Genomic DNA, 22,771 nt, shown 5'->3' with positions numbered 1-22,771 from the left:
CATGCGTGATACGAGCTATCTGGACTGGCCATTTTTCGAGGCGCGCCACGCCGAACTTGAGCGTGCGCTCGATGCCTGGGCGGCGCAGCACCTCGATGGCGCGCATGGCGCCGACATCGACGCGGCCTGCCGCGCGCTGGTGGCGCAACTGGGGCAGGGCGGCTGGCTAGCGCACGCCACCGGCACCGATGGCAAGATCGACACGCGCGCCATTTGCCTGATGCGCGAAACCCTGGCGCGCCACGACGGCCTGGCCGATTTCGCCTTTGCCATGCAGGGACTCGGTTCCGGCGCCATCGGCCTGTTCGGCAACCTGGAGAACAAGGCGCGCTATCTGCCGGACGTGGCCAGTGGCAAGCGCATCGCCGCGTTTGCCCTTTCCGAGCCGCAGGCCGGCTCCGACGTGGCGGCCATGGCGTGCGCTGCGCGGCGCGACGGCGACGCGTATGTGCTCGATGGCGAAAAGACGTGGATCTCGAACGGCGGCATCGCCGACTTTTACGTGGTGTTCGCCCGCACGGGCGAGGCGCCCGGTGCGCGCGGCATCAGCGCCTTCATCGTCGATGCCGACAATCCCGGGCTGGAAATCGCCGAGCGCATCGCCGTGATCGCGCCGCATCCGCTGGCGCGCCTGCGTTTTGCCAATTGCCGCGTGCCCGTGTCGCAGCGCCTGGGCGAGGCGGGGCAGGGCTTCAAGGTGGCGATGGCGACACTCGACGTGTTCCGCACCTCGGTGGCCGCCGCCGCGCTGGGTTTTGCGCGGCGCGCCTTCGATGAAGCGCTGCGCCACGCGACAAAGCGCCAGATGTTCGGCCAGACCCTGGCGGACTTCCAGCTGACGCAGGCCAAGCTGGCGCAAATGGCCACCGGCATCGACGCCGCCGCCCTGCTTACCTACCGCGCCGCCTGGCAGCGCGACCAGGGCCGCAAGGTGACGAAGGAGGCGGCGATGGCCAAGCTGACGGCCACCGAGACGGCGCAGCAGGTGATCGACGCTGCCGTGCAACTGTTCGGCGGCATGGGCGTGGTCAGCGGGCATCCGGTCGAGCGCCTGTACCGCGAAATTCGCGCCTTGCGCATTTACGAGGGCGCCAGCGAAGTACAGCAATTGATCATCGCGCGCGAATTGCTGCGCGAGGCGGCGGTGGACGCATGAACGGTATGAATAACCAGGAGAACACGATGCAAGTGCTGCAACCAGCGGGATGGGCCAGGCCGCGCGGCTATGCGAACGGCGTGGCCGCCAGCGGGCGCACGGTGTATGTCAGCGGCATGATAGGCTGGGATGCGCAGGGTCAGTTTCACACGGACGATTTCGCGGGGCAGGTGCGCCAGGCGCTGCAGAATATCGTCGCCGTGCTGGCCGAGGCGGGCGCCTTGCCCGAGCACATCGTGCGCATGAACTGGTATGTGCTCGACAAGAAGGAGTACGTGGCGGCGTATCCGCAAATCGGCGTGGCCTACCGTGAGCTGATCGGCAAGCATTTTCCTGCGATGACGGCGGTGCAGGTGGCCGGCCTGATCGAGGATCGCGCCAGAGTGGAAATCGAGGTGACGGCGGTGCTGCCCGACTAAGAGCCGGTGCTGAAATATTGCACATCAGTATCATTTCCGACAGGCTGGAGCGCCAACAGCCATGCGCGTGCCTGGCAAGCTGTCAATGGCGCGCGCCAGCCTGTATAATGCCGCTGCGCGTGTCGCCATCGTACAATGGATAGTACAAGGTCCTCCTAAGACTTAAATGCAGGTTCGATTCCTGCTGGCGACACCACATTTCCACGCAGCGCGCGTCGGCAGCCTGACTTCATGCGGGCAACAATTACAGGTCGATAGCGATTGAAGTCCGAGATATCGGTACAATGCGTGCTTCATTCATCTAATCGGCAGCTGTTTTGCGCACCACGCGGTGTGCAGGAAACGGCGCCCGAGCACTCTTACTCATTATGGCTGTCATTTCTCTTTCATCGGCGCAACTTGCGTTCGGTCACGTCGCGCTGCTTGATCACGCGGAATTTTCACTGGAAAACTCGGAACGGGTCGGCTTGATCGGCCGCAACGGCACCGGCAAATCGTCGCTGTTGAAGGTCATTTCGGGCAAGTTCAAACTCGATGACGGCTTGCTGGTGATGCAGCAAGGCATCAAGATCGCGTATGTGGAGCAGGAACCGCAATTCGACCCGGACATGTCCGTGTTCGACGCCGTCGCCTCCGGCATGGGCGAATCGCAGGCATGGCTGAAGGAATACGACGAGTTGACGGGCCAGTTTGGCCAGGGCAATGACGACGAATTGATGGAACGCATGCACGACATCCAGGTCAAACTCGATGCGGCCGATGCGTGGAGCTTGCCGAACAAGGTGGAAACCGTGCTCGATCGTCTGAACCTGACGGGCGACATGCTGATGAAAACCCTGTCGGGCGGGATGCAAAAGCGCGTCGCACTGGCGCGCGCGCTGGTGTCCGCGCCCGACGTGCTGCTGCTCGATGAGCCGACCAACCATCTGGATTTCAGCTCCATCCTGTGGCTGGAAGGCCTGTTGCGCGATTTCAAGGGCAGCGTGCTGTTCATTACCCATGATCGCTCCTTCCTCGACAACGTTGCCACGCGCATCATCGAACTCGACCGCGGCCGCTTGCTGTCGTACCCGGGCAACTTCACGGCGTACCAAGTACGCAAGGCCGAGCAGCTGGAAATCGAAGACGTGGAAAACGCCAAGTTCGACAAGTTCCTGGCGCAGGAAGAAGTGTGGATACGCAAGGGCGTCAAGGCGCGCCGCGTGCGTGACGAAGGCCGCGTGCGCCGCCTGGAAGCGCTGCGCCTGACGCGCAATGCGCGCCGCGACCAGCAGGGACAAGTCAAGCTGGACGTGTCGGCCGGCGAACGCTCGGGCAAGATCGTGGCGGACCTGGAAAACGTCTCGAAGATCTATGGCGACAAGGTCATCGTCAAGGATTTCAGCGCCACCATCCTGCGCGGCGATAAGGTCGGCCTGATCGGCGCCAACGGCGCCGGCAAGACCACCTTGCTGAAGATGATCCTGGGCCAGGAAGAGTCGGACACGGGCACCATCCGCCTGGGCACCAAGCTGCAAGTGGCGTATTTCGACCAGATGCGCACGCAGCTGAACGAAGAAGCGAACCTGATGGAAACCATCGCGCCGGGCAGCGACTGGGTCGAGATCAATGGCCAGCGCCGCCACGTGATGACGTACCTGAACGACTTCCTGTTTGCGCCGGAACGCGCCCGTTCGCCCGTCAAGTCGCTGTCTGGTGGCGAGCGCAACCGTTTGCTGCTGGCGCGCCTGTTCGCCAAGCCGGCCAACGTGCTGGTGCTCGATGAGCCGACCAATGACTTGGATATCGATACCCTGGAATTGCTTGAAGAGTTGCTGGAAGAATACACCGGCACCGTCTTCCTCGTCAGCCATGACCGTACTTTCCTCGACAACGTCGTCACGCAGGTGATCGTCGCCGAAGGCGAGGGCAAGTGGCGCGAATTCGTCGGCGGCTACACGGACTGGGAGCGCGTGGGCACCTTGCCGATCGCCACGGCGCCAGCCAGCAAGCCGGCCGTGAAGGTCGAGGCTGCCGCACCGGCGGCCAAGCAGAAAAAGCTCAGCTACAAGGAGCAGCGCGAGCTCGACGAACTGCCTAACATCATGGCGGCGTTGGAAGATGAGCAAGCCGTGCTGGCAGGGCAATTGTCGCATCCCGATTTCTACAAGAAAACGCCGGCCGAAGGCAAACGCCTCAATGCGCGCGTGGCGGAAATCGAGAAAGAGTTGCTGGCAGCGCTAGAAAAGTGGGAAGCGATCGAAGCGCGCGCCAAAGGCTGAGTTGCCTGTCATTGATTGCCGCCTGCGGCAATCAATATCAAAATTGATACTGTAGTGATAAACTCTGGCTGAAGCGGGTGTTGCCGCCCGACGCGTGTAGCGTGTCGGGTGGTAACATACTCTCCGTTACAGACCCCGGAGCGGCATTGCGTCTTGTTGATGCATCAAAGACAATATTGCTGATACTATTCCCCGTGTTGTTATTGTAGCGGCGCCGGCCGCAAGCAATCTGTATTTGCCAGCCATCACCAGACCGGAAACGGGGGAGCGCCTTCATGTTTGACCGACTCGCGCTGCCACGCGTGCTGCCTTTTTTTACTTATCTATTTTTTATTCTTATTGCTGATGTGTTAATATGGGCGGGCTATGCTCAGGAGCAACTACGCTATTTGTATGTGGTGAAAATTGGCGTCGTTCTGGCTCTGCTGTGGCGATATCGCCGGCACTATACGGAGCTGGCCTGGCCCGGTCCGGCGGTCATGGGCTGGCGTGCCATTGTCTGGGCCGTGCTGGCGGGCATCGTGGTGCTGGTGCTGTGGCTCAACCTGGGCGCCTCCTGGATGGTCATCGGCGAGTCGGCCGGTTTCGATCCGCGCTCCGGTAATGGCTACGACTGGCCACTGGTGCTGGCGCGCATCGCCGGCGCCGCGTTGGTGGTGCCCGTGATGGAAGAGTTGTTCTGGCGCTCCTTTCTATTACGTTGGTTACAATCGCCGAATTTTCTGGCCGTTGAACCGTCACTGCTGAGATTTCGCTATATTGTTGTTACGGCGATACTGTTTGGCTTTGAACATAATTTGTGGTTTGCGGGCATTGTTGCCGGCTTAGCATATGGGTGGCTCTACGTGCGTTTTCGCACCCTGTGGGCGGCCATCATCGCGCACGGCGTGACGAATGGCTTGCTGGGTGTCTGGGTACTCATGACTGGGCAATGGGCTTATTGGTAATCGCGTCATCGGCGCCATTAGTTAATGCAGTAATCACAAAGATGAAAAAAATGTTGAGCTTGACTGAAAAAAAGTGTGCTGCCGGTGATGCAGCACGAGCTGTTTTTCGTACGCCGCGCCTGGGCCCGCTGTCGCTGCTGATCGGCGCTGTCTTCAGCACGGCCGTCCATGCTGAAATCAGCGACACGATTCATCCGTTCATCCAGACGTCGATTGCCTATGACGACAACTTGCTGCGCCTGAGCGAGTTTCCGGGGCAAACGCCGGATCTGGGCGATACCAGCCGGACGGTGCAGGGCGGCTTCCTGTTCGAACGTCCCGTCGGCCGGCAGCTGTTCACGGGCTACGCCAAGCTGAGCCGCGTGACCTTCAACCGCTTTACGGAACTCGATTACAACGGCAAGGACGCGCTGGTCGATTGGGCCTGGCAGTTGGGCAACCACGTACAGGGCCATCTGGGTACCAGCTACCTTGAAACGCTGGCGCCATTTGCCGATACCAATTCCAGCGAGCGCAATTTGCGCACGCAGCGCCGCCATTATGCGGATGTGACCTGGCTGTTCCATCCCAGCTGGCAGGTGCGCGCAGGTGTTTCGCGCTTCGATGCGGACTATGAATTGCGCGCGCAAAAGATCAACAACCGCTCGGAAGACGCGACCGAACTGGGTCTCGATTATCTCGCCGCCAGCGGCAGCAAGGTGGGCGTGCAGCTGCGCCGCCTGAAGTCGGACTATCAATTCAAGGGCGGCGCAGGGACGGGTTTTCCCGATAACGATTACACGCAGGATGAAATCAAGGCCAATGTGCTGTGGCTCGTCAGCGGACCGACCAAGCTGTCGTTCCTCGGCGGCTGGGTGCGGCGTACGCATCCGCTGTCGGGTGCGGGCAGCAGCAGCGGCACCAACGGCCGCCTGATTGCCGATTGGGTGGCGACGGGAAAATTGCGTTTCAATGCGGCACTGTGGCGCGAATTCCAGGTGGTCGAGGGCGGCATCGTTGGTAGCAGCCTGAACAAGGGCGCCAGCGTGGCGGCCTTCTGGAGCGCTACGGCCAAGGTGGGTGTCAATGCCCAGGTGCAGCACGAGAAGCGTGACTTCAGCACCATCAATGGCTTCACGGCCCTGAGTGGCCTGTCCGATGCGAGCACCAGCAGTTCGCTGGGCCTGACTTACACACCGCTGCGCAACATCACGCTGGAAGCCGATGCATTTCGCGGCAGGCGCAGTGGCAATCCTATCGTGGGCAGCAATAGTTACCGAGCCCAAGGGGTTTCGTTCTCCGCCAATGTTCAATTCTGAAAAGTAAAATGACGATTAACGATATACCCCTGATTTCCTTTTTCCAGCGTGTGCTTGACCCTCTGGTCATCATGTTCACGCTGTATGGATGCTCGATCGTACTCGGTTCTTCCTTCGACGGTTATGCCCTGGTATTGATGATACTGGCGTTTTTCATTTCATCGTCCATCTATCAGCATATCGATCCGTATCGCGCCTGGCGTGCCGGGCGCATGTGGGCCTATGCGCGCGACGTGATCGTCGGCTGGGCCATCACGGCGCTGATCCTGGTCATGCTCGGCGTGGTCAGCGGCCTGGCGCAGCATTATCATGTCAAGGTCGTGTATGCCTGGTTTGTCATCACGCCGTTGCTGCTGATTTTCCTGCAACTGGCGGCGCGGCGCGCGCATTCCATCCAGGGCAACGGCGACGAAGTGCGCTCTGTCGCCATCATCGGCGCCAACAATGTCAGCGTGCGCTTTGCCGACGCCATCAGCAAGCACCCGAACCTGTTCATGCAGGTGGAAGGCTACTTTGACGACCGGGAAGAGGAGCGCTGGCCAGAAGGCATGGATCACCCGATGCTGGGCCGAATGGATGAGATTGCCGCTTACGTCCGCAGCAAGCAGACCAAGATGATTTTCATCAGCCAGCCCATCTCGGCGCAGCCGCGCATCCGCAAGTTGCTCGATGAATTGCAGGACACCACCACCTCGGTGTATTTCCTGCCGGATATTTATGTATTTGACCTGATGCAGGCGCGTTTTGACAACGTGTGCGGCATGCCCGTCATCGCCATCTGCGAATCGCCATTTACCGGCTGGAACAGCACGATCAAGCGCATGAGCGACCTGGTGCTTGGCTGCCTGATCCAGTTGTGCCTGCTGCCGCTGATGCTGATGATTGCCATCGCCGTGAAGGTGACCTCGCCCGGTCCCGTCATTTTCAAGCAGCGTCGCTACGGCCTGTATGGCGAAGAAATTATCGTCTATAAATTCCGTTCGATGACGGTGTCGGAAGACGGTGCCAAGGTTGTGCAGGCCACCAAGGATGACCAGCGCCTGACGCGCATCGGCGCTTTCCTGCGCCGCAGTTCGCTCGATGAGTTGCCGCAGTTTATCAATGTGTTGCAAGGGCGTATGAGTATTGTTGGCCCGCGACCACACGCAGTGGCACACAATGAGCAGTATCGCAAGTTGATCAAGGGCTATATGTTGCGCCACAAGGCCAAGCCGGGCATTACCGGCTGGGCGCAGGTCAATGGCTTGCGGGGCGAGACGGAAACCCTCGACAAGATGGAAGCGCGCGTGCATTTCGACCTGGATTATCTGCGTAACTGGTCGCTGTGGCTGGACCTGTGGATCGTGGTGCGCACGGTGCAAGTGGTGCTGAAACGGGAAAATGCCCATTGATGGTACGACAGGCTATCAAGAAGATTGCCGCACAGCCAAGCATTGTGGCGTGGCGACAACTCCCAAGTTGCCCGCCGTCTGGCATTTATGTTGACCAAAGAAAATTAGTTGCATCATTTGTGATTTCTATAATTCTGTTGCATAATTTGTACCTGTTGCATGCTAAAGTGATTGCAGAGCCTGTAAGATAGCGTGCTGAAACTATGTATGCATGCATCGTTTTGATCCGCCTGCCCGAAAAGCGTGGCGGCGGTTGAAAACATGTTGAACCCTCTGAGATGGCGAGTCCGATGAAAATGAAACGAATTGATGTACAACACCGCATTCTGACCGCTGGCGTTATCCTGTTGACAGTGGCCGGCCTGGCCGCCTGTGGTGGCGATAAGCAGAAGAAGGTGGGCCAGGCGCTCGCCAGCGTGAATGGCGAAGAAATCACGGCGCTGCAGCTGAACGAGGAATTGCAGCGCGCCGGCGTGCCGGCGGCGCAGCAGGAAGCGGCCAGCAAACAATTGCTCGAAGCGCTGATCGACCGCCAAGTGGTCGAGAATGTTGCGTTGAAAGAAAAGATCGACCGCGATCCGAAGGTCATGCAAGCCATCGAGCGGGCCAAGGCGCTGATCATCAGCCAGGCCTACATGCAAAAGAAATTGAGCGGCATTGCGCCTCCGAGCAAGGCCGAAGTGGAAGATTACTTCAACAAGCACCCTGAATTGTTCAGTAATCGCAAGCAGTTCGACATGCGCCAGTTGCTGATCGCCAGCAAGGATATGAGCGATGCGCTCAAGCAAGTGATCGACAAGAGCAAGTCGCTCGATGAGGTGGCGGCCTGGATGGAGAGCAACAAGATCGATTTTGCGCGTGGCCAGGTGTCGCGCACGACGACGGATCTGGCGCCGGAACTGGTTACCAAGTTGCAATCCATGCCGAAAGGCCAGCTGTTCATCATCAATGAAGGTGAACGCGCGATGCTGATGACGATCGTCGACATCAAGGAGGTGCCAGTCAAGCTGGCCGCCGCCGCGCCGCAGATCGAGCAGTACCTGGTCAATACCAGGACAAAGGATGCCGCCAAGCAAGAAATGGAGCGCCTGCGCGCAGCGGCCAAGATCGAGTATCTGAACCGGCCTGCTGCTTCTGCCGCCACTGCGGCATCGGGTGCCGCTTCTGCAGCCGCGGCAAGCGCCAGCGCTGCGGCTACCGCACGAGGCGTTGCTGGCCTGAAATAAGCATGCCTGGCACCATTGATATTTTGCTTAACTAACTGTAATGACCGACGAGATCGAGCTGATGATGAAACGACTGATACTTTTGATAATGACTTCACTGCTGGCCTTCACGCTGGGCAGTGCCAATGCCGGAGAAGTCGTGCTCGGCGCGGGCGACGTGCTGAAGATTTCCGTCTACGGCAACCCGGATCTGGGCGTGGAAACGCGCGTCAGCGAAGCGGGCGACATCACGTTCCCCCTGATCGGCCAGGTCAACGTCATGAAAATGCCCGTCGCCGAGGCGGAAAAGAAGATTGCCAACAAGCTCGAAACGGGCGGCTTTGTGAAAAAGCCGCAAGTCAATATCATCGTTACCTTGTTGCAAAGTCAGCAAGTGTCGGTGCTGGGCCAGGTGAACCGACCGGGCCGTTATCCGGTCGATGGCCGCCGCAGCCTGCTTGACTTGCTGGCGCTGGCCGGTGGCATCGGCCCCGAGGGCGGCGATACGGTCAGCCTGATCCGCAAACGCGATGGCAAGACCACGACCGATGTCGTCGATGTCGTGGAAATGGTGCGTACTTCCGACCTGAACCGCGATTTTGACCTGGCCGCCAACGATGTTGTATTTGTAGAACGCGCTCCACGCATCTATATTTATGGTGAAGTGCAACGTCCAGGCCCCATGCGCCTGGAGCGCTCGATGACGGTGCTGCAGGCGTTGTCGGCCGGTGGTGGCCTGACCCAGCGCGGTACCGAGCGCAACATCCGCATCAAGCGCCGCGGGGCGGACGGCAAGTTGCAGATCATCGATGCCAATCACGATGACCTGCTGCTCAGCGACGACGTGGTGTATGTGAAGGAAAGCTGGTTTTAAGTGATGGTGGCAGCGCTTTGCTGCCTATTTTGTACCGATTGTTTTGCGATGATATGAGACGGCTTCTATGAATTTCTCCCAGTTTTTACTGATATTGCGCGCTCGCCAGCGCGTCATCTGGATCACCCTGGTGACCGTGGTGGCGACAACGCTGGCGATCAGCCTGCTCCTGCCCAAGACGTACAAGGGCACGGCATCCGTGTTGCTCAACTACAAGGGCGTCGATACCGTCACGGGCCTGGCAATGCCGGGTCAACTGATGGCCGGCTACATGGCCACGCAAATCGATATCATCAGCAGCAAGAACGTTGCCCTGCATGTCGTCGATTCTCTGAAGCTGGCGCAAAATCCCGCCGTCATCGCCCAGTTCAACGCTGCCACGGGCGGCGAGGGCGCGGTGCGTGACTGGCTGGCCGATCTGTTGCTGAAAAAACTTGAGGTCGTACCTTCGCGTGAAAGTAGCGTTGTAGAAATCAGTTTCAGCGGTTCGGACCCGAATTTCGTGGCCGCCATCGCGAATGCCTTTGCGGAAGAGTACCAGCGCGTCAGCATCCAGCTGAAAGTCGAGCCTTTGAAAAAAGCCTCGGCCTATTTCAATGACCAGACGCGCCAGATGCGCGATGTGCTGGAAGCAACGCAAAGCCGTTTGTCCAAGTACCAGCAGGAAAATGGCATCGTCAGCCTGGATAACCGCGTCGACGTGGAATCGAACCGCCTGAACGATTTGTCGCAGCAACTGGTGATGGCGCAGTCGCAGTCGATGGAAGCGACCTCGCGCCAGCGCATGGCGCAAGGCACATCGTCGCTGGAATCGCCCGATGTGGCGCAAAATCCGATGATCCAGAATTTGAAGATTGCCCTGGGCACGGCCGAATCGAAGTTTGCCGAGATTTCACAGCGCCTGTCGCAGAACCACCCGCAATACATCAGCGCCAAGGCGGAACTCGATAAATTGCGCAGCGACCTGGCGGCGGCTATCCGTCTCACTGCAGGCAGCGTGAGCAACAATGCGCAGATTTTGCAGCAGCGCGAAGGTGCCATCCGTGGCGCGCTTGCGGCGCAAAAAAGCAAGGTGCTGGAACTGAACCGCACGCGCGATGAAATGGGCGTGCTGATGAAGGATGTCGAAAGCGCCCAGCGCGCCTACGACGCCACGTCGCAGCGTTTTTCGCAGACCAGCATCGAAGGCCAGGCCGAACAGTCCGATATCTCCATCCTCAATCCTGCCGTGCCGCCGGTCGTGCCGGCGGGGCCGAAAGTCATCCTCAACACCGTGCTTGCCTTCTTCTTTGGCGGCTTGCTGGGCCTGGGCTTGAGTATTCTGCTGGAAATGCTGGACCGCCGCGTGCGCTCCGAACGCGATCTGTTCGATGCGCTGCAAATTCCGGTGCTGGGCGTGATCGCCTGGCAAGCGCCGAAGCGCCGCCGCTTCAAGTCCCTGAAGTCGGTGTTGTCGAGCCGCTTGCGTTTGAATTAATTCGATAGGAAACACAATGAATCATCCTGCACTTCCTGGCCATGTACCAGCACCTGGCGCCCACACGGCGCACGTTGGCGATTCCAGCATCGGCGCCTTGCTGCTGGAGTCGGGCAAGATCACGCCCGAAAATGCCGAACGCGTGCTGCGCATGCAGAAGGAACTGGGCATCCGTTTTGGTGAAGCGGCGCAGCGCCTGGGCCTGATCACCGAAGCCGATATCGAGCAGGTACTCGCGCGCCAGTTCAATTATCCCTACCTGCCGCGCGGCAGCGGTAATTTTTCGGACAAGCTGATTGCCGCGTACGAGCCATTTGGCCAGCAAGTCGAAACCTTGCGCGCCATCCGCAGCCAGTTGATGCTGCGCTGGTTCGCGCGCGGCCACAAGGCGCTGGTGGTGGTGAGTATCAATGCGGACGATGGCGCCGCCATCTTTGCCGCCAACCTGGCCGTGGTCTTTTCTCAGCTCGGCGAGCAAACCTTGCTGGTCGATGCGAACTTGCGCGCGCCGCAACAGCAGGAATTCTTCGGCCTGAAAGGGCGCCAGGGCCTGTCGGACCTGCTGGCTGGCCGCGGCGACCTGGACGCGATCGCCAAGATCGATTCGTTTGTTGCCCTGTCGGTCATGAGCGCGGGTACCTTGCCGCCGAATCCGCAGGAATTGCTTAGCCGCACTTCATTTGCGACACTCAACGAGCAAATCGCCTCGCGCTATGACGTGGTGCTGTACGACGTCGCGCCATTCTCCAGCGGCTCGGACGCGCTGGCCGTTGCCGCGCGCGCGGGTGGCGCCTTGCTGGTGGCGCGCAAGAATGCCACCGGACTTGCCGATCTGGCAGCCTTCGCCGAGCAGCTGGAGCGTAACGGTGTTGAAATTGTTGGTACCGTTATGCAAGAGTTTTAACCCCGCATTATCGCTGCCCCTGCGCATATCGTGCCTAACCAGGCATGCTATGCATGCTTCCTCTCCCCGAATTTGCCTGGCCGCCATGTGCGGCCATTTTCATGCTGTGAACAAGCGCCACACGAATTCTTTTCGTGATGAAATAGAGCGGCTTGTCCAGGCGTCGAATCAATGACCACCCATGATTAAACTATCGCTGTCTGAGCGGACCGGCGCCCGGCAAATATGGCAGCTTGCGATCCGATAGCGGGAATACCTGCCGGTGGAGACACGATGCACGTATTGACAAGGCCAGACCATGTTCAACATCAAGCCAGGCCGGGTTTGTATTGCGCCAGCAAGGATGGGAAATGTATAGTGGGCAAACGATGTATTTCCACAATGGAGGGATGGCAACATGAAATTTCTGTTCGAAACAATCCGGCAATTGAGCAGCGATCGCAGGGGGCCAGATGCCGGCGGCGCCATAGCGGGCGCAGGACGTGTGCGCCGCGGCGCGCTGGGCGTGTTGCTGACTGCGGCGATGGCCGTTGCCGTGCCTGCCGGCGCCACTTGCCTGGACAAGGCGCCCTTGCGCGGCGTCAACCTGGCCGGGGCGGAATTCAATGGTGGCAAGATTCCCGGTACCGTATTCAAGGATTTCATGTATCCAAGCACGAACGATATCAGCTACTTTGCCAATCTGGGCGCGAACATGCTGCGCCTGCCGTTCCGCTGGGAACGCTTGCAGCCTGTCGCCGGCGGTCCGCTCGACCCGACACAGCTGAGGTTTATTGCCAAGGTGGTGGAGACGGCGAAGTCGCACGGCATGTGCGTGCTGCTTGATGCGCATAACTATGGTGCCTACAACAATATTCCATTGGGCAGGCCTGGCGCCACGACCGAGGACTTCGCCGATTTCTGGGTACGCATGAGTGCAGCCTTCCCTGATACTGATACGGTCGCGCTTGGACTCATGAACGAGCCGGTGCTGACGAGCCTGAGGCAATGGGGCGAAACGTCCAAGGCCACGCTGGCAAAATTGCGTGAAAATGACGCGAAACACCTGGTCGTCATTGCTGGCGGTACCTATAGCGGCGCGCATGACTGGGCCACGCCGCGCGATGGCGTGTCCAACGCCACGACTTTTGCTAGCGTGAAAGACCCGTTGGCGCGCACCTTGATCGAGGTGCACCAGTATGTCGACTCGAATTACTCGGGAACCAAGGCCGATTGCATCTCTCCGGCCAAGCTGACTGATATCCTCGAAAAGGTCAGGGTCTGGGCCGTGGCCAACAAGCAAAGTGTGTTCATGGGCGAATTTGGCGTTGCCGACACGCCAGAGTGCCGACCCACCTTGCAGGCGGCGCTGACGTCGATGCGTAACGCGCCATGGGCCGGTTGGACGTACTGGTCAGCGGGCGCGTGGTGGGGCAAGAATTATATCTTCAGTGTGCAGCCGGTCGTGGGCGTGACGCGTAATTCCCTGACCCTGCTGCAGGCCGAGTGGCAAAAATAGACGGTGGCGTAGCGTTGTGCCACGACGCTTGTTGCGCACGCATGGTCGCGCCAGTTGGAGCGGTCATGCGCGCCGTTTTATCGCGCAGCTTGCCGCTGAAGTACGCGTGTTGCCGTTCGTGTAAGTCCGTTTCCGTCGTGGCAGCTGCGGCAGGTTAAAGTTGATCAAGAGAATCATTTTTCCATATGGCAAGTGATTGATTGCACAGGGATTTGTCTCTTTTGCCAATATTTGCGCGTGGACGAAAAAATAGCCTGCCCAAATGCAGTATTTCAGCTTGACCAGCGTCGCGGCTCCGTTATAATCTTAATGTTTTGTTAAAATAGTTTCTTATCCTTTAAAGGTTTCTGGGGGAGCTATCTTGCAAATACGATAGGCCGAGGTTTAACCGATGCCAACGATGCTGTGCTGTACCATTCGGTAAGGCAGGCGCTTTTGATACGACAGTCATTCATGGGGTAGTAATGCAAACCTCTTCCTTAAGCTCGCGCGGCGCCGTGATACCGTGGTGGAAGGCCGCCATTCCCGAATGGGGACCGGTCGTGGTCGGTTTGCTGGCCCTGTACGTCCCGTCCTTTTATGACTTGATCACTGGCTTGTGGATGAGCGAGGAGCAGGCGCATGGCCCGATCATCCTCGTGCTGTCGACCTGGCTGCTGTACCGCAAGTGGCCGGAAATGATGGCAAGAACCGAGGGCCAGCCTTCGTCCAGGGCAGGCTGGGTCGTCGCCGTGGTGGGCCTGGTCATGTATGTGCTGGGCCGCTCGCAACAGTTTTCCATCTTTGAAATCGGCTCCTACATCGTCCTGCTGGCTGCGGTGCTGCTGATCAAGCGCGGTACCCTGGCCTTGCGCATCATGTGGTTTCCCCTGTTTTTCATGCTGTTCATGATTCCCTTGCCCGGCATCCTGGTGGCAATGTTGACGATGCCGATGAAGACGGCTGTGTCGTATGTCACTGAACATGTGCTGTTTTTCCTCGGTTATCCGATCGCCCGCAGCGGCGTGATTTTGCAGATGGGCCAATATCAGTTGATGGTAGCAGATGCCTGCGCCGGTTTGCACACGCTGTTTACGCTTGAAGCCCTGGGTTTGTTCTACCTCAATCTGGTGCGCCATACGTCTGCCCTGCGCAACGGCGTGCTGGCCGTACTGATCGTGCCGATTTCCTTTACGGCCAATGTGATCCGCGTGATGACCTTGACCCTGATTACGTATTATTTCGGCGACGCGGCAGGGCAGGGCTTCCTGCATGGTTTTGCCGGCATGGTGCTGTTCATATCCGCCCTGTTGCTGATCCTGGGCGTTGATTGGCTGTTGCAGTCGTATGTGCAGCGGCGGGAGAAAAAACATGCTTGATACACTGCAAAGTATGCAGCGCAAGACGCTGTTCGCGGGCCTGCTGCTGGGCGTGCTGATGGTCTCGACCTCGGTGCTGACGAAGATAGTGACGCCCACGGTCAAGATGTCCGAAGGCAAGCCGATGCTGGACCTGACGACGCTGGTGCCGGCCGAGTTCGGCGAGTGGCATGAAGAGCGCGATGCGGCCGCCGCCGTGGTCAACCCGGAAGCCGAGGCTGCGCTGGCGAAGATTTACACGCAAACGCTGGCGCGCACCTATGTGAACGCCGCTGGCGAACGCATCTTGCTGTCGGTCGCCTATGGCGATGACCAGCGCGGCGAAGCGACGCAGGCACACCGCCCCGAAATTTGCTATACGGCGCAAGGCTTTGCCATCACCAGCAATGACGTGGGCACGCTGAAGGTGGCCGAGCGCAACATTCCCGTGCGCCGCCTGGTGGCAGTCAGTGGCAGCCGCAATGAGCCGATTACCTACTGGGTGACCGTTGGCGACCGCGCCACCTTGCCTGGCGTGGGGCGCAAGCTGCTCCAACTGTTCTATGGCTTGGGCGGCAAGGTGCCCGATGGCTTGCTGTTCCGCGTCTCGAGCATCCAGGCCGACAAGACGGCGGCATATGCGTTGCAGGATCAGTTCGTCAATGCCCTGTTTGCCCATATCGGCAAGGCGCCGACGGAAAAACTGGCCGGCAAGTTCGATGACTAGCAATAACACGGCGTGCAGCCTGACCAATCTGTCTTATTAACCGATGATGAAACAAGCATGACTCTCTACGCCCGCACCCCCCACGCCAGCTTGCCCGACGCTGGCGAGGAGAGCAACAAGCGCCATTTGTTGCTGGCCATACTGATCGCCGCCACGGTTTACCAGGCGGTGCTGTGCTTTGTGCACACGCATTTCTTCAAGGCATCGACGGCGCTGGTGGCGTTTTCCGAGCTGTGCATCTACGTCACTTGTGCCGTGCTCCTGTTGCGCCGCATCGAACTGTCTTTCGTGGCCATCCTGACCCTGATCGCCTCGTATTTGCTGCTGCTGGCCTTGCTGCGCAGTTCGCTCGATCCCAAGGGTTTCCGCGACATTATCATCCTGGTGCTCTTCTATTTTCTTGGGCGCAATTTCGGTGACGAGAAATTCGCCGACCGTCTGTTGAAGATCATTATCTATATCGTGCTGGCGGTGGGCTTTTTCGAGTTGCTGCTGGTCGATGTGTATTCCAAGCTGTTCAATGTGTATTCGTATTACTTGGCGCAAGGCAATATCGCGACCAGTACCAACTGGGCTGAAGGCAGCACCCTGGCGCTGAACGGCATCCGCCCGGCCGGCATCGGCCGCACCATCCTGCCTTTCCTGCTGGGCAACCATCGCGTCTCGTCCGTATTTCTCGAACCTGTCTCGCTTGGCAACTTTGCCGTGATCGTGGCGGCATGGGGCTTGTCCAAGGGCCGCGAGCAATGGCGCTCGATGGCCTTTTTCCTCGGCGCCGCCGCCATCATGATCACCCTGGCCGATTCGCGCTATGGCCTGGTGACCATGGGTTTCATGGTGCTGATGCGCCTGCTTTTTTCAGGACGCGGCAATCGCCTGGTGATGATCCTGCCTTTCGTGTGTGCCGTCATCCTGATCCTGTTCGGCCTGTACTACGATGGGCGCTACAGTGACAACATTCCTGGCCGCTTGTATTTGAGCGGCATTACCATGGTGCGTTTCGGCACGGCTGAAATTTTCGGACTGGCCGGCTACAACATCAACTTCGGCGACATGGGCTATTCCATCATCCTGACGCGCTTTGGCCTGTTTGGCTGCGTGGTGCTGTGGATCGGCCTGTGGATGATCAAGATGCGCGACGAACACGGCGAGCGCTTCCGTACCTATATCGTTATCTATATGTCGCTGATCCTGTGCATCAGCGGTACCTCCCTGTTCGCGCTGAAGTCGGCCGGTGTCCTCTGGTTCTTGCTCGGCTGTTGCGCCGTGCGCGACAAGAAATGGCTGACCTCTCCGCTGCGCTCCGGCCAATTTGTTGCCGGGAAAGCCCATTATGCCGATTAAAGTTGCACATGTTGTTCGCCAGTACTATCCATCGATCGGTGGCATGGAAGATGTCGTACAAAATATTGCCCATTACCAAGCCCGTTGCCACGGTCACATTCCCACCATCATCACGCTGAACCGCGTATTCGTGAACCCGGCCGACATCCTGCCGGCGGAAGAGGTGGTCAATGGCGTGCGCGTGATCCGCATTCCCTATTCGGGCTCGACGCGCTATCCGTTCTCGCCCGGCGTGGTGCGACTGCTGGGCGATTATGACGTGGTGCACGTGCATGGCGTCGATTTTGCCTATGATTACCTGGCCGCCACCAAGTGGCTGCACCGGCGTCCGCTGGTTGCCTCCACCCATGGCGGCTTCTTCCATACCAGCTTTGCCTCGCGCCTGAAGACGATCTTCTTCCATACCGTCACGCGCGCCACCTCGCACGCGTATGCGCGCGTGGTCGGCACCAGCGACAACGATGGCAATCTGTTCGGCAAGATCATCAAGGCGCCGCGCCTGACGGTGATTGAAAACGGCGTCAATGTGGAAAAGTACCAGGCCAAGGGTTCTGCCACGAAGTTGCCGTGCATCATGTATTTCGGGCGCTGGTCGTCGAACAAGGGGTTGAAGGAAACGCTGGACCTGTTTGCCGGACTGGCCGCGCGCCATCCTGAATGGCGCCTGGTGATTGCCGGGCGCGAGTATGACCTCAGCCGCGCCGACCTGGAAGCGCTGGCGCGCGAGAAGGGGATTGCCGAACGCGTCAGCATCGTCGCCAATCCCAGCGATGCGCAACTGGCCGAGCTGATGTCGCAGTCGAGCTACTATATCTGCCTGTCGCGTCATGAAGGCTTTGGCATTGCCGCCATCGAAGCGATGAGCGCGGGCTTGACGCCTGTGCTCAGCGATATTCCGCCATTTCGCAAGCTGCTGGAAAAGGCGCAGCTCGGTATCTTGCACACTGGCGACGTGGTGCAGACGGTGGCGGCAATTGCCGCCGCGCATGCGCAAGACCAGGATGCGTACGCGGCGCGGCGCCTGCAATTACAGCATTTTTCCGAGCAGTACAGCTGGAATCATATCGGCGGGCGCTACGTGGCAATCTATGAAGAACTTCTGCGCAAGCGAAAATAAGCTGGCGTCAAAGATGTTTCCTTGCTGGAACCGTGGTGTAAAAGGTAATTATTTCAAGCGGCATGTCATAATGTACGCACAATAAAAATTAATCTAATTATAATAGTGCTGCGCGGCGGTGTATTGATGCACCGATCGCAGGAGCAGCCGAGACGGCTATGTTTTTCCTTCATAACCGGTGAGCTATCTCAGTGAACAAGAAAATCGATTCAATCTCCGGCCTGGCCGGTTTTGCCGCCCTGATGGTGATTTACGCCCACATGGGTAGCGAAGGATTTTTACGCCTGTCGCACCATTTCCATAACCTGGGCGTGATGATTTTTTTCTCGCTCAGCGGCTTTCTCTTGTCCTACCTGTATCTCGACAAGAAATTCTGTGCCGAGGACGTTACTGCCTACAGCCTGGCGCGCTTTACGCGCATCGCGCCCGCCTACCTGTTCACGATCCTTGCGTCCTTCGTCATCTTCACTTGCTTCGACCCGCAGTTCGAGTATCAGATCGGCACGCACAATTTGCTGCGTCATCTGTTGTTCATCGGTAACGAGTCTGTCTTCTGGACGATAGGCCCGCAAGTGCAGTTCTATGTCCTGTTCCTGCTGCTGTGGAGCGCAACGGCCCACTATGTGTCGACCAAGAATGCCTTGCCACTGGTCTTTATCGTCTTCGCCTGCGTGCTGCTGATCATGCTGCGCCGCAGCCTGCCGGGCACGTTTGTGGGCGCCAATCTGCACTACTTTGCCTTTGGCGTGCTGGCCGGCGTGGTGCGCCGGAAGATGCACATTGAATTTCACCAGCCGCAGTTGATCAATATCATCCATGTGAGCTTGTTGCTGCTTTTCCTGGGCGTCGAATGCGGCTTCATCCAGCTCAGCGAGCGCATGACCCATGAAAACCTCAGCACGCTGGTGATGGCGGTGCTGGTGGCCTTCTTTATTTTCGCCTTTTCCTTCGACTCCCTCAGCGCGCGCCTGCTGTTCGGCAATCCCTTGCTGCGGCTGATGGGAAGCCTGAGTTTTTCACTGTACCTGCTGCACATGCCGGTGCTGTACTGGGTCAAGAAGCTGTATCCGGACGATATTGCCCATCCCGTCGTCGTCGCGCTGACTTTCGGGCTGAACATTGCGCTGGCGACCCTGTACTTCTATACGGTGGAACGCTATTGCGCGCTGGCCGTGAAAAACCTCGGCAAGAAGTACGCCGGACGGATCGAGGGCATGTTCGCGCGCCTGGGCGTCAAGAACAGGGCGACCGTCAGCTGACGCCATGTCCACTTTTTTCTCTCTTTTTACTGATCGAGCGCCGACTTGAAAATTTTGCTTGTGTGTGCCGCCTTTCCTCCCCGCGGCAAAGGGGGCGGGCCGGAAGGCTCGTTCATGATCGCCAGCGGCTTGCTGGCCCAGGGACACGAGGTGCGCGTCGTCACTGTCGGCGACGCCGCCGGCGTGGAACAGTACAAGGGCGTGGAAGTGCATATCATGCGCTCGCCGAATGTGTACTGGGACTACTTTTTTACCAAACGCCCGGCAGCCTTGAAGATGTTGTGGCATGTGCTGGAAAATTTCAATCCGCGCGCCTACTGGCGCTTGCGCCCGCACGTCAATGCTTTCCGGCCCGACGTCGTCATGACGGTCAGCATTGAAAACATCAATGTGGCAACCTGGTTGCTGGCGCGCATGCACAAGGTGCCCGTGGTACACGTCATCCAGAGTTACTTTCTGGCTTGCTGGCGTGGCGGCCTGTTCAAGAACGGCGCCAATTGCACGGGCCAGTGCGGCAGTTGCAAGGTGTTGTCAGTTGGAAAGAAACCGATGTCGCACCTGGTGGACGGGGTCTTTGGCGAAACGCGTTTTGTTGTCGATCAACATCTGGAACTGGGCTACTTCAAGCACGCCACTTCGGCCGTCATTCCCGGTCCCGTGTTCCCCATCGCGGGGCGGGTGCCCAAGGCGCGCGACGGCAAGCTGGTCGTTGGCTACATGGGCGTGCTGGCGCCGCACAAGGGTGTCGACGTGCTGGCCGATGCGGCGCGCCTGATGGGGCCGAACAGCAATGTGCGCTTCCTGATCGGCGGTACGGGCGAGGACGAAGCGTATGTGGCCAGCCTGCGTGAAAAATTCGGCGATGCCGACGTCGAGTTCATGGGCTGGGTCAAGCCCGATGACGTCTATCCGCTGTTCGACGTGCTGGTGGTGCCGTCGAAGTGGAAGGAGCCGTTTGGCCGCATCGTCGTCGAAGCGCTGGCCTACGGCGTGCCCGTCATTTGCGCGCGTTCCGGCGGCATCGCCGAGAGCATCCGCGAAAACGAGAATGGCTACACCTTTGCCTCGGGCCAGCACGACGAACTGATCACCTTGCTACGCGACGTGCTGGAACCGGACGAGCCAGCGCGCATGCGCCTGGCGCAAAATGCGCTGCAGCATTCGCACCGCTTCGATATTGGCACGATAGCCGCGCGCATCAGCGATTTCGTCAGCGCGACCGTGGCCAGCTACAAGGCACGCTCGTGAGCGGGGCAGCGGCATGAGCGAGAGCAAAGCCGAAGGCAACGTCAAGGCGCCTGGCATGGCGTCCGGCTCCTTCTGGGCCGTGCTCGACAATCTGGCCCAGCAGGGCTTGTCCTTCATCATCTTCGCCATCCTGGCGCGGCTGCTCAACCCTGCCGAATTCGGCTTGTTGACGATTGCCCATTTGTTCATCCTGTTCTCGCGCCTGGTCGTGCTCGATGCACTGGCCATGCCCGTGATACGCGCGCAAGAACCCGATGACGGCGTCTATTCGGCGCTGTTCTGGCGCTGCACGGCCGCCGGCCTGTTGTTGTGCGCCTGCATGTTCCTGAGCGCCGGCCCCGTCTCGGCGCTGTTCAGCGCACCATCGCTGGCGCCCGTGCTGCAAGGCATGAGCCTCTCGATCCTGTTCTTTGGCATGGTGCGTTCCTACGAAGCGCGGCTGGTACGGCAGATGAAATTCAAGCAGCTGGCCATCCGCTCCACCGTGTCCGTCATGCTCGGTGGCGTGCTGGGCATTGCACTGGCCTACCGTGGCTGGGGCGCCATGTCGCTGGTGGTGCAGCAAGTGATGGCGGCCGGACTGGCGCTGCTGCTGGTGGTGCTGCAAAGCGGCTGGCTGCCCAGCCTGGCGTGGCGCGCGCGGCCCAGCCGCTACTGGCATGATGTGCGCCAGGTCAGCGTCTCCGGCATCTTGTCTTTTGCCAACAGCAATGGCGATTCCTTGCTGGTGAGTCTCTTTTTGGGACCGTATGCGACCGGGCTGTACAACTTGGCCAAGCGCCTGACGTCGGCCGTGTACCTGGTCATCACGGCGTCGCTGCTGCGCGTCTCGCTGCCCGTGTTCGCCGCCGCCAGCGGCAAGCCCGAGCAGCTGCGCCAGGCTTACCTGCAATTGCTGGCGATGATGCTGTTCCTGATGCTGCCCATGCTGCTGTTCCAGGCCGCCCTGGCCGAGCCGCTGGTGGCAACGGTATTTGGCCAGAAATGGTTGCCTGCCAGTAGTACCATCGCCGCGCTGGCACTGCTGTATTGCCTCTCTTCGGTAGCGGAACTGAACAACTATGTACTGTTTGCCCTGGGACACAGCCGCTGGCCGCCGCTGCTCGGTATCTTGCAGCTGAGCCTCGCCGTGATCCTGGCCGCCTGCTTCAGCCAGTATGGCTTGCTGGCGATGAGCTTGTCGTTTGCCGCCGCCTACCTGCTGATGTTGCCGTGGTCGCAGCACCTGGCATGCAAGGCCATGGACTTGCCCTGGACGTCCTTCCTGGTGGCGCTGCAGCCTATCCTGGCGGGCGCTGCGGCACTGTTGCTGACCTTGTACGCGATGGTCCGCTGGTGGCAGGGCAGCGCCATCGTGCTGCTGGTGCTGGCCCTGTTTGCCGGCGCCATCGCCTACCTGCTGCCGATGCTGCTGCTGGGGCGCGCGCTGCGCGGCACGGCAGGGGGCTTTGATCCATTGTCACTGCTCAGGCAATTACGCAATTTGAAGCACCGCGGCGCGGCCGCGGATTGAAGGAGGCGCACAAGCACCATGGAAGCACCAGAAACCATCAACATCAGCCGCTTTCCCGTGCTGAGCACGACGCGCGAGTGGCTGGCGCAGCACTTGCTGGGCATCATCGCGCGCGGGGAAAAGACGGCGCTGTTTTTTGCCAATACCAACTTTATCGTGAAGAACCGCTTCGTACTGGAAGCTGACTCCTCGCGCCGCTACCTCATCGTCAACGATGGTGTCGGCATGGATATCGCCGCCAGGCTGATGCAGGGGCGCCGTTTCGCCGCGAATCTGAATGGCACCGATTTCACGCCGTATTTGTTCGGGCAAAGCGCCCAGCCGCTGCGCGTGTTCATGCTGGGCGCGCAACCCGACATCCTGGCCAAAGCGGTGACGCATGTGCGCACCGTGCTGGGGCAGGACGTCGTCGGCAGTTGCGATGGCCATGCCGGCATCGGCAGTGCGCCCGATCTGGTGCGGCAAATCAATGCGACGCGCGCCCAGGTCGTGCTCGTGGCGATGGGTAACCCTATCCAGGAGCGCTGGATACTCGCTCATCAGGATGCCCTGGACGCCAACGTACTGGTGGGCGTGGGCGCGCTGTTCGACTTCTGGTCCGGCGGCAAGCGCCGCGCGCCCGCTTTTGTGCAGCGCATCCACATGGAGTGGTTTTACCGTTTGCTGCAAGAGCCGCGCCGGCTGCTGCGACGCTATACCTGGGACATCCTGGTATTCCTGCGCGAATGCGCCAGGTACCGCTGACGCGGTCGCTACAAAAGATGGCAGTCTGGCATGTTGCAATGCGCAAAAAATA

Annotated in this window: 19 protein-coding genes and 1 tRNA gene; all 20 read left to right on the top strand. The window is 59.4% G+C overall.

Going from position 1 to position 22,771, the window contains the following annotated elements; all coding sequences use genetic code 11:
- Position 1 precedes the first annotated feature (1 nt).
- The 20 genes from KY494_RS10945 to KY494_RS10850 all read left to right on the top strand — a co-directional run bounded on the left by KY494_RS10945 (position 2) and on the right by KY494_RS10850 (position 22,719).
- Positions 2-1,156, top strand: coding sequence for an acyl-CoA dehydrogenase family protein (locus KY494_RS10945; RefSeq protein WP_219890947.1), 1,155 nt, complete (start codon positions 2-4; stop codon positions 1,154-1,156).
- Between the two features lie 26 nt (positions 1,157-1,182).
- Complete coding sequence (locus tag KY494_RS10940) at positions 1,183-1,575, top strand: RidA family protein (protein WP_219891562.1); 393 nt, start codon at positions 1,183-1,185, stop codon at positions 1,573-1,575.
- Between the two features lie 121 nt (positions 1,576-1,696).
- Positions 1,697-1,771 (top strand) — tRNA-Arg (locus KY494_RS10935).
- A 172-nt stretch (positions 1,772-1,943) separates the two neighbouring features.
- Entirely contained in the window at positions 1,944-3,836 is a 1,893-nt protein-coding gene (locus tag KY494_RS10930; RefSeq protein ID WP_219890946.1) for an ATP-binding cassette domain-containing protein, read from the top strand.
- 275 nt (positions 3,837-4,111) lie between these two features.
- A complete protein-coding gene (locus KY494_RS10925) occupies positions 4,112-4,783 on the top strand; it encodes a CAAX prenyl protease-related protein (protein WP_219890945.1) in 672 nt (223 codons plus the stop codon).
- 50 nt (positions 4,784-4,833) lie between these two features.
- A complete protein-coding gene (gene epsL / locus KY494_RS10920; protein ID WP_219133355.1) occupies positions 4,834-6,081 on the top strand; it encodes an XrtB/PEP-CTERM-associated polysaccharide biosynthesis outer membrane protein EpsL in 1,248 nt (415 codons plus the stop codon).
- Between the two features lie 8 nt (positions 6,082-6,089).
- Positions 6,090-7,472, top strand: a complete 1,383-nt coding sequence (locus KY494_RS10915; protein WP_219133357.1) for an undecaprenyl-phosphate glucose phosphotransferase — start codon at positions 6,090-6,092, stop codon at positions 7,470-7,472.
- A 290-nt stretch (positions 7,473-7,762) separates the two neighbouring features.
- Positions 7,763-8,698: an EpsD family peptidyl-prolyl cis-trans isomerase gene (locus tag KY494_RS10910; protein ID WP_219890944.1), complete on the top strand. Its 936-nt coding sequence runs from the start codon at positions 7,763-7,765 to the stop codon at positions 8,696-8,698.
- 88 nt (positions 8,699-8,786) lie between these two features.
- Entirely contained in the window at positions 8,787-9,551 is a 765-nt protein-coding gene (gene epsE, locus KY494_RS10905; protein WP_257571997.1) for a polysaccharide export protein EpsE, read from the top strand.
- 67 nt (positions 9,552-9,618) lie between these two features.
- Positions 9,619-11,028 carry a chain length determinant protein EpsF gene (gene epsF / locus KY494_RS10900; protein WP_219890943.1) on the top strand — a complete coding sequence of 470 codons (1,410 nt, stop codon included), beginning with the start codon at positions 9,619-9,621 and terminating at the stop codon, positions 11,026-11,028.
- 16 nt (positions 11,029-11,044) lie between these two features.
- Positions 11,045-11,932, top strand: a complete 888-nt coding sequence (gene epsG / locus KY494_RS10895) for a chain length determinant protein tyrosine kinase EpsG (protein ID WP_219890942.1) — start codon at positions 11,045-11,047, stop codon at positions 11,930-11,932.
- A 397-nt stretch (positions 11,933-12,329) separates the two neighbouring features.
- Positions 12,330-13,430, top strand: a complete 1,101-nt coding sequence (locus KY494_RS10890; RefSeq protein ID WP_219890941.1) for a glycoside hydrolase family 5 protein — start codon at positions 12,330-12,332, stop codon at positions 13,428-13,430.
- Between the two features lie 464 nt (positions 13,431-13,894).
- Positions 13,895-14,788 (top strand): exosortase B, encoded by an 894-nt coding sequence (gene xrtB, locus KY494_RS10885; RefSeq protein WP_219890940.1) that lies wholly within the window; start codon positions 13,895-13,897, stop codon positions 14,786-14,788.
- Entirely contained in the window at positions 14,781-15,494 is a 714-nt protein-coding gene (epsI, locus tag KY494_RS10880) for an exosortase-associated protein EpsI, B-type (protein WP_219890939.1), read from the top strand. Before xrtB ends, epsI begins: the two co-directional genes overlap by 8 nt.
- A gap of 57 nt (positions 15,495-15,551) precedes the next feature.
- Positions 15,552-16,838 carry a polysaccharide polymerase gene (locus KY494_RS10875; protein WP_219890938.1) on the top strand — a complete coding sequence of 429 codons (1,287 nt, stop codon included), beginning with the start codon at positions 15,552-15,554 and terminating at the stop codon, positions 16,836-16,838.
- Positions 16,828-17,955, top strand: coding sequence for a glycosyltransferase family 4 protein (locus KY494_RS10870; protein WP_219890937.1), 1,128 nt, complete (start codon positions 16,828-16,830; stop codon positions 17,953-17,955). Before KY494_RS10875 ends, KY494_RS10870 begins: the two co-directional genes overlap by 11 nt.
- A 191-nt stretch (positions 17,956-18,146) precedes the next feature.
- Positions 18,147-19,214: an acyltransferase gene (locus KY494_RS10865; protein WP_219890936.1), complete on the top strand. Its 1,068-nt coding sequence runs from the start codon at positions 18,147-18,149 to the stop codon at positions 19,212-19,214.
- 45 nt (positions 19,215-19,259) lie between these two features.
- Complete coding sequence (locus KY494_RS10860; protein WP_219890935.1) at positions 19,260-20,462, top strand: glycosyltransferase; 1,203 nt, start codon at positions 19,260-19,262, stop codon at positions 20,460-20,462.
- A 13-nt stretch (positions 20,463-20,475) separates the two neighbouring features.
- Positions 20,476-21,975 (top strand): lipopolysaccharide biosynthesis protein, encoded by a 1,500-nt coding sequence (locus KY494_RS10855; RefSeq protein ID WP_219890934.1) that lies wholly within the window; start codon positions 20,476-20,478, stop codon positions 21,973-21,975.
- 18 nt (positions 21,976-21,993) lie between these two features.
- On the top strand, positions 21,994-22,719 hold the full coding sequence (locus KY494_RS10850) for a WecB/TagA/CpsF family glycosyltransferase (protein ID WP_219133379.1): 726 nt from the start codon (positions 21,994-21,996) through the stop codon (positions 22,717-22,719).
- The last annotated feature ends 52 nt before the right edge of the window (positions 22,720-22,771 follow it).

The sequence above is a fragment of the Janthinobacterium sp. PAMC25594 genome (assembly GCF_019443505.1).
GTDB lineage: Bacteria > Pseudomonadota > Gammaproteobacteria > Burkholderiales > Burkholderiaceae_D > Janthinobacterium.
Note: the sequence above shows the minus strand (reverse complement) of the source record. Positions and strands in the feature narration are given on the sequence as shown.